Origin of the sequence: Chryseobacterium capnotolerans (genome assembly GCF_021278965.1) — a bacterium.
GTDB lineage: Bacteria > Bacteroidota > Bacteroidia > Flavobacteriales > Weeksellaceae > Chryseobacterium > Chryseobacterium capnotolerans.
Genome location: NZ_CP065589.1, coordinates 4,415,777 through 4,432,130 on the forward strand (window position 1 = coordinate 4,415,777; position 16,354 = coordinate 4,432,130).

Consider the following 16,354-nt stretch of genomic DNA (forward strand, 5'->3'; position numbering starts at 1 on the left):
TGTGGTTAATTTTCTATAGGAGAATACTAAAAAACCGGTGGTTTGAAAATGTGATTCAGAAACAGAAAAGAATAGACCGTTTCATAGATAGAGTGGAAAGTGAAAGATGTAATTTTTCCGATGATGGTAACCTCTGTAATCTCAGGCAGAGTATACATATCAAGAATTTTCTGCCCTGAGTTTTTTATTTTATTAAAAGGTGTAGATTCTGTCTCGTTATTGGCTTTTGCCAACTCTTTGCTCAGGTAGCATTTTCCGTTACAATGAAGATCGGGCTTACTTTTATTGACACAAAGGGTGTTAACGATATAATTATAATTTACAGCATACTCAGCCAGTGGTATCAGAGGTCTGAACACCATATAGCCTATAAAAAGTATGCTGTAAATAAATTTCATAAATTATTTTTTGCTTAAAGCAGCCTCATATCTTTTGCTGACTTCTTTCCAGTTCAGCACATTCCAGATTGCTGAAAGATAATCCGCTCTTTTATTCTGATATTTCAGGTAATAAGCATGCTCCCAAACATCTATTCCAAGAATAGGAGTTCCTTTTTCTTCTACAATATCCATCAACGGGTTATCCTGATTAGGGGTTGAAGAAACGAAAAGTTTTCCGTTTTTATCTACAGAAAGCCAAGCCCATCCTGAGCCAAAACGATCTGCACCGGCTTTACTCATCTTTTCTTTAAAAGCATCCATACTTCCGAAAGTTTCGGTAATAGCTTTGGCTAATTTTGCAGAAGGCTGGGTATTCTTCTCTGGAGTAAGGATAGTCCAGAACAACTCGTGGTTATAATGCCCACCAGCATTATTTCTTACTGCAGGACTTAGTTTTGAAGTCTCAGAAAGAATTTTAATCAAAGTTTCTTTTTCCTGTGGAGTTCCTGCGATCGCTTTATTCAGGTTGCTTGCATAGGCTGCCCCATGCTTTGAATAATGGATCTCCATTGTTTGTGCATCTATAGACCCTTCCAATGCATCATAAGCATAAGGTAAAGGCGTTTGTTTAAATTGTGCCAGTGTAAACTGAGCTGCAAATACTGCTCCTAAAGCAGCTATTTTCATAATCTTCATAATGTTTTGTTATATGGTTTAACAATATTTTTTTGAAGGATGGAAGTTTGAGGATGGAAGATGGAAGTTATATAAGTCCCAATATTAAAGCCTTTCCTTTTCTACACTTATTACTTTTTAGAAAACTGATATTATTACAGTAAACTATAAGTACTTCCAGCTCCCCTCTTCCTGTCTTCTCTCCTAGTTCAATAACTTCTTAATGTCTTCAATCAGAATTTCTCTGTCCGGGTGGTACTTTCCGGTTAGTTTCGGAGTTTTTCCTTCCGGATCTTCATAGTTTAATCCTGAATAATAAAGGATAGGCATATTTTCTTTATTATACCGGCATCTGATATTTCCCTTTCCATCTACAAGAGCAATCATACCACTATGATTAAGACTTTCTGCCTCGTCTTCCTTATCACCAACATAGATATTGAACTGATCAGCAAGTTTACCAATGTAAGATCTATCCCCTGTCAGGAAATGCCAATTGGGAGATTTCGCTCCGATTCTTTGTGCATGCTCCTTTAAAGCTTCCGGCGTATCATTTTCAGGATCTATACTAATGGAAATTATTCCGAAATCAGGGGTATTTACCTGGTTTTGAATCGCTTTCATGTTCGTATTCATTACCGGACAAATGGTAGGACATTTACTGAAGAAAAATTCTACCAAATAAACTTTCCCCAACATATCTTTATTGGTAATTTTTTTACCGTTCTGATCTGTCAATTCAAAATCAGGAACCTTCATCACTGTGTAAAGATTCTTTTTAAAATAACTCATTCCAATCCCTATTCCTAAAAACAGTAGGGCAAAAACAGCAATCGGAATAATAATCTTACTCTTGTTATTCTTCTGATTATTTTTGGACATAACTTTCAGGATTTTTCTTGAATTCATCTTTACAATACGAACTGCAGAAGCCATATACCTTAGCCTTATATACCGCAGTATCTTTTAATGAACCTGCCGTTTTCATGTGGCAGATAGGATCTTCTTTGTTCACTACCTGAACATTTTTTATATTTTCTCCGGAAGAATCCATATGACTTTTATGTTTTACCTGAGGTTCTTTGGCACAGGAAAACAGGGTAATTGACAGCAGAGCTATCAAAATAACTGGAGATTTCATTTAATAATCAATTGAAATTAATATTATTGAATACAATTATGAGGCTAAACGGTACATCACAATAACCATACGCTCAGTGGGAATTATATAAATTCCTACTAACAAAGTTTTTTAGGTTAATCTGTAACGAATTGTTTAAATAGACTTTAGGCAAAACTAAAATCCTAGTTCAATATAGAACACTAAACTAAAGGAGGATGGAATATCCTTGAAAAATAATCTGAAGAATGGGAATCAAAATAATATGAATCCGGAGTCTCATCCTGTAATTCAGTATCTTTTTTATCTGAAAAAGAAAGGATTTCATGAGAAAGAAAAACATCTAATCCGGCAATTTTTACAGTTTGTGAACTGTTAGATTGTTTTTCTGTTTTTGCCAGTTCTTTTTCAACGTAGCATTTTCCTTTACAGGTAGACTGAGGGATTTCCCGTTTTTCACAGAGGTTTTTCACAATATAATCATAATTTACCGCATAGTTTACCAATGGCAGAACAGGACGTACTGCAACTGTAAAAATGATAAATATGGAAATAAATAACCTCAATTCTTCAGTTCTGTATTACAAATATACTACTTCAAAATTGTTTCTGTTCTATTTATGATGAATGTCATTGATAGTTTTTTCTGTTTTGCTGGAATACGAGAATGTATAGAGAGCTTTTAAGATCACCTTTTTAAGATGTCAAGATTTTATCTGCGATAAAATTGATTATTGTATATTTATGGCTAAGATGATTTTTATGGAAAAAATTTTTAAAACCTTATAGGTTTCTGGTCAATAGTTCAATCAAAAGAATTATGAATTATTGCTGAAATCTTTGATTTTCTTGCATCTTAAAATATCAACAAGAAGAATAAAACCTTTGTGCCCTTGCGTATTCCAACAAACATTTTATTAATATTCATAAAAAAAGACTCCGCTATAATCAGCAGAGCCTTCATTAATATAATATAGTTGTATGTTTTTAATTTTTAAAACTTCATTCGCTGAATTCTTACCGCGTTTAAAATCGCCAGCAAAGCAACACCCACATCTGCAAAAACGGCTTCCCACATGGTTGCCAGACCTCCTGCTCCAAGTACAAGAACCACTGCTTTTACGGCAAAAGCAAGAATAATATTCTGCCAAACGATTTTTTTCGTTTGTTTACCAATATTGATTGCCATTGGAATTTTACTCGGTTTATCATCCTGAATCACGACATCTGCAGTTTCAATCGTAGCATCACTTCCTAAACCTCCCATTGCAATTCCTACATCACTTAAAGCCACTACCGGAGCATCATTCACTCCATCACCTACAAAGGCTACCGTTTGATTTTTGGCTTTGATCTCTTTTACTTTATTCACTTTATCTTCCGGAAGAAGATCTCCAAATGCATTATCAATACCCAATTGATCGGCTACATACTTTACAACAGTTCCTTTGTCACCGCTTAACATCGTAGCTTTTACGCCCATTCTATGAAGGTTGTCAACCGTTTCTTTTGCATCTCCTTTAATACTGTCTGCAATGGTAATATATCCTGCGAATTTTTTATCATACGCTATAGCAATAAGAGTATATACAATATTAGCATGGTTGATATCATAACTGATATTGAATTTATCCATTAATTTAAAATTCCCTACCAACAACTCTTTACCATTGACTGTAGCTTTTAATCCGTGCCCTGCAATTTCCTCTACACTTTCCATCGGAATGGAATAATTAATATCTCCTACATAATTGTGGATGGCTGTAGCTACCGGGTGTGTACTTTTACTTTCCAGTAAATTGACCAGCTGCATGATTTCATCTTTTTTAAACTCAGGGCTAATGCTTACTTCCTGAACTTTGAAAACTCCTTCCGTCATGGTTCCGGTTTTATCCATCACTACATTTTGAATCTCTGCAATGCTGTCTAAGAAGTTGCTTCCTTTAAATAGAATTCCGTTTCTGCTGGCTGCTCCGATTCCTCCAAAGTATCCTAACGGAATAGAGATCACCAAAGCACAAGGACATGAAATCACAAGGAAGATCAATGCTCTGTACAACCAGTCTCTAAACAGATAATCACTCACAAAGAAATAAGGTAAAAAAGTAATTCCTATAGCCAGAAATACAACGATCGGCGTATATACTTTTGCAAATTTTCTGATGAATAATTCTGTAGGGGCTTTTTGTGCAGTAGCATTCTGAACTAATTCTAAGATTTTGCTTAATTTACTGTCTTCATAAGCAGTTGTTACTTTCACTAAAGCAATACTGTTCATATTAATCATCCCAGCCAAAACAACTTCACCCTTATTTTTAGTATCCGGTTTACTTTCCCCGGTTAAAGCTGCGGTATTGAATGAAGCTGAATCAGAAATCAGCTCACCATCCAGCGCCAGCTTTTCACCAGGTTTCAACTGGATCACATCTCCTATTTTGGTTTCTTTAGCTTTAATAGTTTTAGGCTGATTATTGTCCATAATCGTAACCTCATCAGGCCGTTGATCCAATAACGCTTTAATATTCCCTTTGGCTCTTGTTACTGCCATAGACTGGAAAACCTCTCCTACAGCATAAAAAAGCATTACCGCAACTCCTTCAGGATATTCTCCGATCGCAAAGGCTCCAATAGTGGCAATACTCATCAGAAAGAATTCTGAAAAAACATCGCCTTTGATAATACTTTTAAACGCATCCTTCAATACCGGAAATCCCACAGGAATATAAGCTGCCAAGTACCAGACTAAGCGTACCCATCCTGTAAACCATGCTTGTTTTATATAATTGTCAAAAGCAATTCCTACTAATAAGATCACAAAAGATATAATCGCCGGCAAAAACATTTGAAGGATGGTCTGATCGCCAGTGTCATGAGAATGGCCATGGTCATCATGGTCATGGTTATGCCCATCTCCTTCTGAATGATGATGAGTATGTCCTTTTGGATCTTTTTCCGGGGTTGTACTACAGCATTTTTCCATAACTGATATTTTTATACAAATTTAATGGTGAGACTGATGCAATGCTATTGCAAACTTTCAAGACAATTTTCACAGATTCCTTTCGCAAAGAGTCTTATTTCATCGATCCGGAAATTGGTTTGAATGTTTTCCGGGAAGGAAATATCTTCTTTACAGGTGGTCTGCTTGCATATTTTACAATAGAAATGAAGATGCCAGTCTTTATGCGTTTTTTCATCACAATCGTCATCACATAACTTGTATTTTGTGGTAGTATTTTCCTGGATACTGTGAACGATTCCTTTTTCTTCAAAGGTTTTTAATGTTCTGTAAATGGTAATCCGGTCTGCATTCTCAAAATGATTTTCTATTTCAGACAAAGACAATGCAGTGTCTTGTGAGCTTAAAAAATCATAGACCAAAATCCTCATGCTGGTAGGCTTGGTATTTTTATCGATGAGTTTATTTTCTATATCTTTTTTCATTTTTAATCTTTTAAAATATTACAGATGTACTTCATTTTCTTCATATCCCCCTTCCTCGATCTGAAAGGTTGTATGGTTTATCTTAAAATTTTCAACAGTAGTATCCGTCAGTATTTTTAACAATTGATTCTGAGAGACTCCATTATCTTTCACAACATGAGCGCTCATTGCATTAACACTGGAGGTCAACGACCATACGTGAAGGTCATGAACATTCTTTACCCCCTGAATCTGCTCCAATGATTTTCTCAATGCATGAATATCCACGTCAGCCGGAGTTCCTTCCAGTAATACATTGATGGCTTCTTTCAAAAGCCTCCATGTTCTTGGAAATATTAAGAGTCCGATGGCTGCCGAAATCAACGGATCGGCGTAATACCAGCCTGTTGTCAGCATAATAATTCCGGCAATCATTACTCCTACGGAAGTTAACATATCGGAAAGCACTTCAAAATAAGCTCCTTTCATATTCAGGCTTCCTTCTGAATCTTTTCTAAGGATCATCATCCCGACAATATTGACCACTAATCCTATCCCTGCTACAATCAACATTGATTTGCTCTGTACTTCCGGTGGATTCTGAAATCGCTGATACGCTTCAAACAACACATAGATCGAAATTCCCAGCAAAACCACAGCATTGATAACTGCTGCTAATATTTCGGTACGATAATATCCATACGTTCTGGAAGGATCTGCTTTTTTTTCTCCAATTTTTATGGCTATAAATGCCAATAATAAGCCTACTACATCAGTAAGCATATGTGCAGCATCCGCTAGTAATGCTAGACTATTGGTAACAATTCCGCCTATAACCTCAGCAATGAGATAAGTTCCACTAAGACATAGTACGATCAACAGGTTTTTTTTATGTCTGCTTGCTGCGGAGGGAGTCTGTATTTGTGTTTGGGTGTTTTCCATAATTAATGGCTTATTTACATTTCATAATATGATGTATTTTCTTTTTTCAAAGGAACGTTTTGCTCTCCCATCATTTGTCTGATATTGATTTCTATGGTTTGAGCCAGAGAAGTCATCGGAGTATCCACCGGTTTGTTTTCAAATGGATCCTGCATCATAATGGAAGTTTTTTCTATGGCAATGAATACAATCGGAACCAGGAAAGTAATGAGAATCTCTACAATCAGCTGTGAATCGTCTAATCCAAATGGCAGTATAATAGCAAATACATAGATCAAGGTATGAACCAGAATGCTGTAAGCTCTTGGAAAAACAGTATTTTTTAATCTTTCACATTTCCCCATGCTGTCACAGAGCCTTGTTAGCATATCATTCAGCTGCATTTGCTGAAAGTCTGTCAACTTTGACGTTCCAATTTCCTTAAGCTGCTTTGAATGTGCATCCAGGAGAGCATTTGGAATATTAACAGCTTTGATCTGATTTTCATCCAAGTAAGCCTGCACTTTATCTGAAAAAGGTAATTTCCTCAATGATTCTCCCAAAGCATAAGTCCAGATAATCTGCCGTTCTGCAAATTCTTTGACCGTTTTATGATCTTCAGTGGGTAAAAACTGAATCACCTGTCTTACAAAGGTTCTGGAATCATTCACAATAGCTCCCCAAACCGTTCTTGCTTCCCACCATCTTTCATAAGATTGAGAAGTTCTGAATGCCAGCAGTAATGATACCGCTGTTCCCAAAAGTGCAGGAATATTCAGTGGAAGTGAAATTTTCCGAAACCATGGAAGCATATCCAAAAGTCCGATGGCTATCGCAAATATCCCGATGAACAGAATCTGAGTTTTTATTTCACGGATGAAATACCAGACTGATATTTTTTTGTTTAATAGCATAATAAGTCATGTATTAAAGTTTGTAAGATAATCTTTACTTTCCTCAGCCGGTTTTTGTAATAAGTCCGTAAACAGTTCTAATTTACGTATAAAAATCGACATTTTACTGATTCTAATCCCTTTCATTAATGTTCATGTTCTCCTGAATTTACTAGTTTAGCATTCACAAAAAAGGCTCCTTTTACTACAATTTTAGCATTGTCCGGAATATTTCCGACAGGCGTAATGGCAGTATAGCCCATATCTGAAGTTCCTTTCACTACTTCTATTTTCTCGAAGTTTAAAGTTTTCGGATGAGGTTTTCCTTTTTCCTCATGTTCCTCTTCTACTTTCTTATCGGTTTGAATAAAAACATAGAATTTTCCGTCAGCTTCTACGATGGCTTCTGTAGGAACAGCAGGAGTAACACTTTTATCAAGACTTACCATCCCTGTAATATTCATCCCATCAATTAATCCTGATTTATTCCCGATCACTTCACAGTGCATCGAAATAGTCTTACTCTCATTTTCAAAAGAAGATCCAATGCTGTAAATCTTAGCATCATATTCTGTTTCAGGATTATTAGTAAGTTTGAAATGTACAATCTGCCCTACTCTCATTTTCGGAAGATCTTTTTCAAACACCTGAAGATCCAGGTGAATAGAACCATTATCAATCACAGTAGCCACAGGAGAAGAAATATCTACATAACTTCCTATCTGCGCTGTAATTCCACTAATGGTACCACTGATTGGAGCAGTAATTACCAAACCGGATCTCATGTTACCATTGTTTACATTTCCCGGATTAATTCCCATCATTTGAAGCTGTTTTAAAAGAGAGGCTCTTTTAGTTCGCAGCGTCTTCAATTCGGCATCAGCATTTTGAAGATTCTTCTTCGCACCGGCATCATTATCAAAAAGCTCTCTTTGTCTTCTGAACTCTTGCTCAGCATAGGTAATTCTGCTGTTGGTGGTTAAATAATCTTCCTGAAGCTGGATGTATTCAGGATTGGCAATGGTTGCAATTACTTGTCCTTTTTTTACAATACTTCCTACCTGGATGTTTATGGTTTTAATAATTCCCCCGTACAAAGAAGTGATGGTTGCCTTATTGCTATTAGGAACACTCAAAAGACCATTGGCTTTAATCGTTGAGGTAAGTTCTTTCATTTCTACCGATCCCAAAGCCACGCCAACAGATTTCATTTGTTCTTCTGTAAGAGAGGCAATGGTTTGCGGTTCTTCTTCATGCGCCTGTTCTTTCTGCTCTGTTTTTTCAGCAGCTTTTTCTTCCGCAGCTTCTTTTTTTCCACAGCTTACCGCCAACAGAGAAATGAATACAAGGGCTATGATGTTATATTTGAGTTTCATATTTGAATTTTTATTGATTCTAAGGTCGTATGCAATCGACTTCATATTATTTATTAATGATTGAGTTAATGGTCACTACAGCCTGGTTCACCTGCTGAATAGATTCCAGATATTTTAATTGAATATTGGTTGCCGTTTGTAGGGCAAAAAGATATTCTACATAAGAAATCTCACCTGTCTTATATCCTAACTGGGCTGCTTTTACAATTTTCTCAGCATTGGGTAATGCCTGATGGGTATAATAATCATATTGCTGAATGTCCTGCTGATACTGATTGAAAGCATTTTCCAATTGAGCTGTAAGCTGTTTCTTTTGCATTTTTGCATTCGTTTCTGCTACCAGTTTATCATATTCCAATGCCTGCATTCTGGCTTTTGTAGCACCAAAGGTCAATGGAATGGCTACACCAACTGTTGCCGACTGGAAACGTTTTCCTGAATCATAAAAATTCTCCTGCCCATTAATGGTATGAAAACCTATCAAGGACTGATTGGTATATCCCAAACTAAAATCCGGTAATCCTGTAGCTTTTTCAACCTTTTTATTCTTCTCTGCTATTTCCATTTCCTGATAAAAAGCTTTTACGGTAGGATTATTAGCAACCACTGTACTGTCTAATATATTTTCGGCTTTTAAAGGTTCATAGTTTATATTGGATGGTACTTCCAGATTTTCCGAGGTATTCAGAAGGGTTTTCAGATTTTTATAGGCATTATTCAAATAGACATCGTTTTGTTTCAATAGCAGATCAATTTCTCCTTTTTGAGTTTCTGCGGTATTAATCTCTATTTTTTTGATGTCACCCGCTTTAAATCTTACTGTTGCAATTCTGATAAATTCGTCATAAAAACCAGCAAGACTGGTCAGTTTTTCTTTATTGTACTGAAGGTATTCAATCTGATAATAGTAAGTACGAACGTCTTTTATCAATTCATTGGTTGTGATCTCCTTATCGATCTGTCTACTCTTAATATTTTCATTGATAAGTTCTTTTCTGGCTTTAAACAAAGTTGGAAAAGGGATATTCTGTGAAATGGCAAAAGATTGGTCAAATTTTGGACTGTTGTATTGTCCCAACTGGGCATCAAAGCTTAATTTGGGAAGCTCTTTAGCTGTTGGACGCAGCGCTTCTGCTGATTTAATACTTAAATCTTTTGATTGTAAAGTCAAATTATTATTAATCGCCATCTGCACCGCTTCCTCTACAGAAATTGGTCTGGACTGAGCTTTAAACGTCTGCCCCAGCATCATTAATCCCAGTATAATAACAATGGTAAATGATTGCATATTATTATTTTTTCTCTTCAAAATCTTTGTGTTAAAAATAATGTACAGCATTGGCAGCACAAATAATGTGAGGAATGTAGCCGTTACCAAACCTCCAATAACAACGGTAGCTAAAGGCTTTTGCACTTCTGCTCCGGCTCCTGTAGAAATAGCCATCGGTAAAAATCCGAGGGAAGCTACGGTCGCGGTCATCAGAACAGGTCTTAGTCTGGTTTTGGTTCCTTCAAAAACACGTTTTAAGATATCTGTTTCGCCTTCTTTTTCGAGCTGGTTAAAGGTTCCGATCAATACAATTCCATTAAGAACCGCGACCCCAAAGAGGGCAATAAATCCGATTCCGGCACTGATACTGAATGGCATGTCTCTTACCACAAGCGCAAAGACTCCTCCAATGGCACTCATTGGAATTGCTGTAAAGATCAAAGCAGCCTGCTTGAATGATTTAAACGTGAAATACAGCAGCATAAAAATAAGCAGCAATGAGACAGGAACTGCGATCAACAGACGCTTACTGGCTTCCTGAAGATTTTCAAACTGCCCACCATACGTAAAGTAGTATCCGGATGGTAATTTTACTTTATCCAGCTTAGTCTGAATATCTTTCACCACACTTTCCACATCACGCCCTTTAACATTGAATCCTATTACGATTCTACGTTTTCCCTGCTCACGGCTGATCTGTGCAGGGCCAAGTTTATAACTTACATTCGCAACCTGAGACAATGGAATCTGAGCTCCTGTAGCCGAGGTGATCATCAGATTATTCACGTCAGAAATATCAGTTCTGTGAAGACTGTCTAAACGGACTACCAGATCAAAACGTCTTTCATTTTCAAAAACCTGTCCGGCAGCTTTTCCTGCAAAAGCGGTACTTACCGCATTGTTGACATCTTCTATATTTAATCCATAATTGGCAATTCTTGTTCTGTCATATTGCACATTGATCTGTGGAAGGCCGCTTACCCTTTCAATCTGAGGAGCTGTTGCTCCATCCACAGTCTGAATGATTTTTCCAACCTTATCAGCATATACCGCCAATGAATCTAAGTTTTCTCCAAAGATCTTCACGGCAACATCCTGTCTGATCCCTGTCATCAATTCATTGAAACGCATCTGAATAGGCTGGTTTTTCTCAAAGAAGACTCCAGGAATGGTTTCCAGTTTTTCACTGATCTCATCTGCCAGTTCATTATAGGATTTTTTGGTTTTCCATTCACTTTGTGGCTTCAATACGACAATCATATCGGTGGCTTCCGGTGGCATCGGGTCTGTAGGAACTTCGGCAGACCCTGTTTTACCAACGACCATTTTCACCTCATCAAACTGTTTGATCAATCTGGAAGCCTGCATTGAAGTTTCTATACTCTGGCTGAGTGAACTTCCCTGTGGCAATATGCAGTGGAAAGCAAAATCTCCTTCCTGTAATTGGGGAATAAATTCACCACCCATATTTTTAAAGACAAATGCTGCGATCACAAAAACAGCTACTGTTGCTGAAACAATAATATATTTTACTTTAATAGCTTTCTGTAATAATGGCTGATAGATTTTCTGAAGATAACTCATCATCTTATCAGAGAAAGTTTCTTTGTGCGATACTTTTTTAGACAAGAATAAAGCACTCATCATTGGAATGTAAGTCAATGAAAGAATCAATGCTCCAAGGATCGCAAATCCTACGGTTTTGGCCATTGGGGTAAACATTTTTCCTTCTACACCCGCCAAAGTAAGAATCGGAATATATACAATCAGGATAATAATCTCCCCAAATGCGGCACTGCTTCTGATCTTTGAGGCAGAAAGAAAAACTTCTTCATCCATTTCAGACTGTGTTAAAGTCCGCATTGATTTTCTTACGCCTAAATGATGGAGTGTTGCCTCTACAATGATTACCGCTCCGTCAACAATTAATCCAAAGTCTATCGCTCCAAGGCTCATTAGATTCGCACTTACTCCAAAGACATTCATCATTCCTAATGCAAATAACAGGGAAAGCGGAATGGCTGATGCCACAATAAGCCCGGCTCTCAGGTTTCCAAGGAAAACCACAAGCACGAAAATAACAATCAGAGCTCCCTCTATCAGGTTTTTCTCCACCGTATTGATTGCCCTTCCCACTAAATCTGTTCTGTCCAGAAACGGTTCTATCACCACATCGTCAGGAAGTGATTTCTGAATGGTTGGAATTTTTGCTTTGATGTTATTTACCACTTCATTACTGTTGGCTCCTTTGAGCATCATCACTACTCCTCCTACAGCGTCTACTTTTCCGTCATAGGTTAAGGCTCCATAACGCACGGCACTTCCTAAACGAACATCAGCAACATCTTTGATGAAAATAGGAACACTTCCTGTTTCATTTTTAACAGCAATATTTTTAATGTCTTCCAGGGAAGTTACCAGCCCGATTCCACGGATAAAGTAGGCGTTGGGCTTTTTATCAATATATGCTCCTCCTGTATTCTGATTGTTTTTTTCAAGGGCTGTAAATATTTCGGTAATGCTTGTTCCCATTGCTTTCAATCGGTTGGGATCAATAGCTACTTCATATTGCTTTAATTCTCCTCCAAAACTATTGATCTCGGCCACTCCAGGAGTTCCGTTAAGCTGTCTGCGAACAATCCAGTCCTGCATGGTTCTAAGCTCCTTGGCATTATATTTCTTTTCACTTCCTTTTTTAGGGTGAAGGATGTATTGATATACTTCTCCAAGACCTGTACTTACAGGAGCTAATTCAGGAGTTCCCACTCCTTTAGGAATTTCTTCAACTGCATTTTTTAACTGTTCGTTAATTAACTGTCTGGCAAAGTAAACATCTACATTTTCTTTGAAAACTACTGTAATAACAGACAATCCGAATCTTGAAATACTTCTTGTTTCCTGAATATCCGGGACATTGGCAATACTTTGTTCAATGGGAAAGGTGACCAATTGCTCTACCTCCTGCCCTGCCAATGTAGGACAAGCCGTAATGATCTGAACCTGGTTGTTGGTAATATCCGGTACGGCATCAATGGGTAATTTGCTGGCACTCCATGCTCCCCAAATAACCAATACCAAGGTCATTATACAAATGACAGCCTTGTTCTTGATACTGAATTTTATGATTTTATCTAACACGATTTATTTAATTTTATTGAAAATAAGGCTTACAGTATAGAATACTGCAGCAAAAATATCCTGAAAACCTCTGCAATGGTATTGCAAAGTTTCAAGTAGGCTTAGAAAGCATAACTTTCTAACAATCAATAAAATTAAATCTTGGGAGGCTGCCAGATAGGATCATATATCTGGTAGGCAAAGTCGTTTTTATGAAATAAGATCTTCTTTGAAAAATAAGCAGGAACCTGTTCAGGAACTTCCAATAAGGGATCTATTTTAAATGCTGAAACCGTCATCTGACAACAGCTGCAGGCACACAATGGCGAGCAGATATCTCCTTGGTCTGTAGAATGGCTCTCGGAAATACTTAAAGAAATACTTTTGTTTCCTGAATTTAATGGGTGAGACACATCTTCACATGGCATCAGTGATAACGCCATGAAATAAATTGCCAGTATCCATCTTAACAGGTTCATTGTGACAAAGGTAAAGCTTTTTTCTAAAATGGGTGAATCGTTAAAGTTTTAAAGATGACAAAAATCATTCCTCTTTCATATTTATAGGTTTTCCAAAAATCATATTTATCACCAATTTGTTATTTATTTTCAAAAAAAATGCCATACTTATTAATGGTATCAATCAAAATAATCAACGATTCTAAAAAAAAACATAAAACACACAATAACAGCACATTAAATTTGATCTCAGATAAGCACTCATTATATTTGCAAAAAAAAACAACCATGATCAAAAATGATGAAACAATTCAAAGTTTATCGGAAATACTTCCATTCAAATTCAAAAACAACTTTATTTTCTAATATATGAAACGAATATTATTGGCTGCCGGAATGGTAACTTCAAGTCTTATCTATGCACAAAATGCAGCAGGATTAGTAGTTCATGATACTAGAAGTATCAATGATTTACCTTCTGCCTACAATCATGAAGTGAAGGCAGAATTTAAAACCAGAGACATCGTAGGTGTTCCAGGAACAGGAAACTATTCCGGAATGTTAACAATTGCTCCTTGGTATGACAATTCTGGAGACAAACGCCATCAACTTAATTTTAATAACGGAGGTATCTTTTATCGAAATGCTTTATCAACAGATCCTCAATGGGGAAGCTGGAGCAAATTGATAACACAAACCAGTGATGGAAAAGTGAAAATTGGTAATGATGATCCTAATACAAACTCCGCGGCTACATTAAGATTATATGATAAAGATAATGTCATGATGGAGGTGTCTAACTCATTTGGAGTCTTCCAGCTTGCTAAAGCAGGATGTGATGGCTGCTATGGGGGGACAGACTGGTGATACTGTTTTAAGAAACCTGGGAAAGACCCATAATATTATCATAGCTCAGCCTAATAATGCTAATGATGGGAGCTCTTATGTAGGCTTTCAGGATGCCTACCGTGGAACATGGATCAAATTTCTTAATAACGGGATTGCCAAATTCGATGGAAAGATTCATGCTAAAGAAGTTGAAGTAAAAGCTAACGTTTGGGCGGATTATGTCTTCAAAAAAGATTACCAATTACAATCTTTGGATGAAGTAGAGAAACACATTGCCCAAAATGGACACCTTCCTAATATTCCATCAGCTGATGAAGTGTTGAAAAATGGGATTAATGTAGCAGAAATGAATGCAAAACTTTTGGAAAAAATAGAAGAATTAACACTTTATTCTATTGAACAAAACAAACAGCTGAAATCTCAATCCAATAAAATTGAAAAACTGGAACAGCAAGTTCAAAATCTTTTATCAAGTCAAAAATAACGATTATGAAAAGAAAATTATTTTCTGCATTTTCTCTATTGATTGGTTTTCTGGGGTATTCTCAGACAGAAGTCTATTTTAAATATGACGAAGCTGGAAACCAACGCTACAGAGGAACAAATGCTGCTGCTAAAAAAGCACCTGAAGAACTCGCAAAACAAGAAGTTGAGGCAGCAAAAACTGTTATTACAAAACAAGAACCTCAAATGGATGAAAAAACATTTCTGAAAAACATCAGATTGTATCCGGTTCCTGTCAACGATTTTCTTACTATAGACTGGACTGAAGAAGTAGATGGACTTATTGAATCTATTTCATTGTATCAACATAGTACTACTCACTGGAAATTTCAACAGCAAAATGCCCCTGATTTAAACCGTCAGGTAAAAATCAATATGACTGGATATGACTGGGGAGTATACATTCTGAGATTTACTTTAAAAGACGGAAGAATCTTTAGCAGAAATGTAACCAAAAGATAAAATAAAAAGCAGGTTTAAAGATTGAATGATTTACAAGTTTATCCTTTTTGCATTCAACATTCTTTCTACCTATCATTTATAAAAACAACAAATACAACAATGAAATTATTTTCATCATTGATATTATCCTTGTGTTCAGTATTGGGCTTTTCACAGACCATATTGTATCAGCAAGAAACCACGTCCCGGACCGTTCAGGATCCGCAGACAGTGATTATGACACAAGGATTCCATGCCAAATCGGAGACATCCAATACGTTTTTGGCTAAAATTGGTCCTGCTACGGAAAATCCGGGGGAGGACCGACAAATTCACAAGCAGGAATCAACAATCCAAGCGGTACATCAGTCACTTCAGAAAAGAAATTTCACAATACTAAAGGAAATATAGAAGTAAGTGGAGCAGGTCAGCTACAATTTAACCTACCGATCGCCTTACCTCCTGGAATAAAAAATATAGCTCCACAGGTAAGTCTTAGCTACGTTAGCGGCTCCGGTAATGGGCTAGCAGGATACGGCTGGAATATTGTAGGAGTTACATCTATTTCAAGAACCGGAAGAAATGTAGAAAAGGATGGAGAATCAAAAAAAGCGCAGATAACTGAGTCTGATTATTACAGTTTTAATGGGCAGCGGTTAATTCTAAAATCCGGACAATATGGTAAAGACGGAGCAGAGTATTATGCAGAAAAATATTCTAATGCTAAAATCCGATCTGTAGGAAATAGCCTTGGAATTTCCGGCCCAGATTATTGGGAAGTAACTTTTGAAGACGGAACTCAAGCTATATATCAAAAAACGTTTTCAGATGCCTTAAAACCTGAACCAGAAGGTACACCTACACTTGACTATAACATTACCAAATGGAAAGATGCCCAGGGAAATTATATTACCTATCGTTATGCTT

The 16,354-nt window shown here is 36.8% G+C and carries 16 protein-coding genes and 1 pseudogene; 5 read left to right on the forward strand and 12 right to left on the reverse strand.

Annotation, left to right across the window (positions count from 1 at the left end):
- Nucleotides 1-26 precede the first annotated feature (26 nt).
- The 12 genes from H5J24_RS21255 to H5J24_RS21310 form a co-directional block, all read right to left on the reverse strand.
- The gene (locus H5J24_RS21255) at nucleotides 27-398 is read right to left on the reverse strand and encodes a hypothetical protein (RefSeq protein ID WP_082811007.1); all 372 of its coding nucleotides are present in this window, start codon (nucleotides 396-398) and stop codon (nucleotides 27-29) included.
- 3 nt (nucleotides 399-401) lie between these two features.
- Complete coding sequence (locus tag H5J24_RS21260; RefSeq protein ID WP_068940374.1) at nucleotides 402-1,076, reverse strand: superoxide dismutase; 675 nt, start codon at nucleotides 1,074-1,076, stop codon at nucleotides 402-404.
- A gap of 183 nt (nucleotides 1,077-1,259) precedes the next feature.
- Nucleotides 1,260-1,937, reverse strand: a complete 678-nt coding sequence (locus H5J24_RS21265) for an SCO family protein (RefSeq protein ID WP_068940376.1) — start codon at nucleotides 1,935-1,937, stop codon at nucleotides 1,260-1,262.
- Complete coding sequence (locus H5J24_RS21270) at nucleotides 1,924-2,196, reverse strand: YHS domain-containing protein (protein ID WP_068940378.1); 273 nt, start codon at nucleotides 2,194-2,196, stop codon at nucleotides 1,924-1,926. Before H5J24_RS21270 ends, H5J24_RS21265 begins: the two co-directional genes overlap by 14 nt.
- Before the next feature lie 182 nt (nucleotides 2,197-2,378).
- Complete coding sequence (locus tag H5J24_RS21275) at nucleotides 2,379-2,741, reverse strand: hypothetical protein (RefSeq protein ID WP_068940379.1); 363 nt, start codon at nucleotides 2,739-2,741, stop codon at nucleotides 2,379-2,381.
- A gap of 428 nt (nucleotides 2,742-3,169) precedes the next feature.
- Nucleotides 3,170-5,155 carry a heavy metal translocating P-type ATPase gene (locus H5J24_RS21280; protein WP_068940380.1) on the reverse strand — a complete coding sequence of 662 codons (1,986 nt, stop codon included), beginning with the start codon at nucleotides 5,153-5,155 and terminating at the stop codon, nucleotides 3,170-3,172.
- Between the two features lie 44 nt (nucleotides 5,156-5,199).
- Nucleotides 5,200-5,619, reverse strand: coding sequence for a Fur family transcriptional regulator (locus tag H5J24_RS21285; RefSeq protein ID WP_068940381.1), 420 nt, complete (start codon nucleotides 5,617-5,619; stop codon nucleotides 5,200-5,202).
- A gap of 18 nt (nucleotides 5,620-5,637) precedes the next feature.
- Nucleotides 5,638-6,540, reverse strand: coding sequence for a cation diffusion facilitator family transporter (locus H5J24_RS21290; protein ID WP_068940383.1), 903 nt, complete (start codon nucleotides 6,538-6,540; stop codon nucleotides 5,638-5,640).
- Between the two features lie 14 nt (nucleotides 6,541-6,554).
- Complete coding sequence (locus H5J24_RS21295) at nucleotides 6,555-7,433, reverse strand: bestrophin family protein (protein WP_068940385.1); 879 nt, start codon at nucleotides 7,431-7,433, stop codon at nucleotides 6,555-6,557.
- A gap of 125 nt (nucleotides 7,434-7,558) precedes the next feature.
- Nucleotides 7,559-8,788 carry an efflux RND transporter periplasmic adaptor subunit gene (locus H5J24_RS21300; RefSeq protein ID WP_068940390.1) on the reverse strand — a complete coding sequence of 410 codons (1,230 nt, stop codon included), beginning with the start codon at nucleotides 8,786-8,788 and terminating at the stop codon, nucleotides 7,559-7,561.
- 46 nt (nucleotides 8,789-8,834) lie between these two features.
- A complete protein-coding gene (locus H5J24_RS21305) occupies nucleotides 8,835-13,196 on the reverse strand; it encodes a CusA/CzcA family heavy metal efflux RND transporter (protein WP_082811009.1) in 4,362 nt (1,453 codons plus the stop codon).
- 134 nt (nucleotides 13,197-13,330) lie between these two features.
- A complete protein-coding gene (locus tag H5J24_RS21310; protein WP_068940392.1) occupies nucleotides 13,331-13,654 on the reverse strand; it encodes a DUF6660 family protein in 324 nt (107 codons plus the stop codon).
- 348 nt (nucleotides 13,655-14,002) lie between these two features.
- Between H5J24_RS21310 and H5J24_RS21315 the strand changes: the two genes are divergently transcribed.
- From H5J24_RS21315 to H5J24_RS21335, 5 genes and pseudogenes are all read left to right on the forward strand, one after another.
- On the forward strand, nucleotides 14,003-14,500 hold the full coding sequence (locus H5J24_RS21315; RefSeq protein ID WP_232815841.1) for a hypothetical protein: 498 nt from the start codon (nucleotides 14,003-14,005) through the stop codon (nucleotides 14,498-14,500).
- The gene (locus tag H5J24_RS21320) at nucleotides 14,472-14,966 is read left to right on the forward strand and encodes a hypothetical protein (protein ID WP_232815842.1); all 495 of its coding nucleotides are present in this window, start codon (nucleotides 14,472-14,474) and stop codon (nucleotides 14,964-14,966) included. The genes H5J24_RS21315 and H5J24_RS21320 overlap by 29 nt, the downstream gene beginning before the upstream one ends.
- A 5-nt stretch (nucleotides 14,967-14,971) precedes the next feature.
- Entirely contained in the window at nucleotides 14,972-15,448 is a 477-nt protein-coding gene (locus tag H5J24_RS21325) for a T9SS type A sorting domain-containing protein (RefSeq protein WP_068940395.1), read from the forward strand.
- A 47-nt stretch (nucleotides 15,449-15,495) separates the two neighbouring features.
- Nucleotides 15,496-15,717, forward strand: a complete 222-nt coding sequence (locus H5J24_RS21330) for a hypothetical protein (RefSeq protein ID WP_232815843.1) — start codon at nucleotides 15,496-15,498, stop codon at nucleotides 15,715-15,717.
- A gap of 117 nt (nucleotides 15,718-15,834) precedes the next feature.
- Nucleotides 15,835-16,350 (forward strand): annotated as a pseudogene (locus H5J24_RS21335) (SpvB/TcaC N-terminal domain-containing protein); the annotation flags it as partial.
- Between the last annotated feature and the right edge of the window lie 4 nt (nucleotides 16,351-16,354).

What these genes read in the sequence shown, in the direction of transcription:
- H5J24_RS21255 (WP_082811007.1), bottom strand. Translation starts at nt 398, where the DNA reads ATGAAATTTATTTACAGCATACTTTTTATAGGCTATATGGTGTTCAGA.
- H5J24_RS21260 (WP_068940374.1), bottom strand. Translation starts at nt 1,076, where the DNA reads ATGAAGATTATGAAAATAGCTGCTTTAGGAGCAGTATTTGCAGCTCAG.
- H5J24_RS21265 (WP_068940376.1), bottom strand. Translation starts at nt 1,937, where the DNA reads ATGTCCAAAAATAATCAGAAGAATAACAAGAGTAAGATTATTATTCCG.
- H5J24_RS21270 (WP_068940378.1), bottom strand. Translation starts at nt 2,196, where the DNA reads ATGAAATCTCCAGTTATTTTGATAGCTCTGCTGTCAATTACCCTGTTT.
- H5J24_RS21280 (WP_068940380.1), bottom strand. Translation starts at nt 5,155, where the DNA reads ATGGAAAAATGCTGTAGTACAACCCCGGAAAAAGATCCAAAAGGACAT.
- H5J24_RS21285 (WP_068940381.1), bottom strand. Translation starts at nt 5,619, where the DNA reads ATGAAAAAAGATATAGAAAATAAACTCATCGATAAAAATACCAAGCCT.
- H5J24_RS21290 (WP_068940383.1), bottom strand. Translation starts at nt 6,540, where the DNA reads ATGGAAAACACCCAAACACAAATACAGACTCCCTCCGCAGCAAGCAGA.
- H5J24_RS21295 (WP_068940385.1), bottom strand. Translation starts at nt 7,433, where the DNA reads ATGCTATTAAACAAAAAAATATCAGTCTGGTATTTCATCCGTGAAATA.
- H5J24_RS21300 (WP_068940390.1), bottom strand. Translation starts at nt 8,788, where the DNA reads ATGAAACTCAAATATAACATCATAGCCCTTGTATTCATTTCTCTGTTG.
- H5J24_RS21310 (WP_068940392.1), bottom strand. Translation starts at nt 13,654, where the DNA reads ATGAACCTGTTAAGATGGATACTGGCAATTTATTTCATGGCGTTATCA.
- H5J24_RS21315 (WP_232815841.1), top strand. Translation starts at nt 14,003, where the DNA reads ATGAAACGAATATTATTGGCTGCCGGAATGGTAACTTCAAGTCTTATC.
- H5J24_RS21320 (WP_232815842.1), top strand. Translation starts at nt 14,472, where the DNA reads ATGGCTGCTATGGGGGGACAGACTGGTGATACTGTTTTAAGAAACCTG.
- H5J24_RS21325 (WP_068940395.1), top strand. Translation starts at nt 14,972, where the DNA reads ATGAAAAGAAAATTATTTTCTGCATTTTCTCTATTGATTGGTTTTCTG.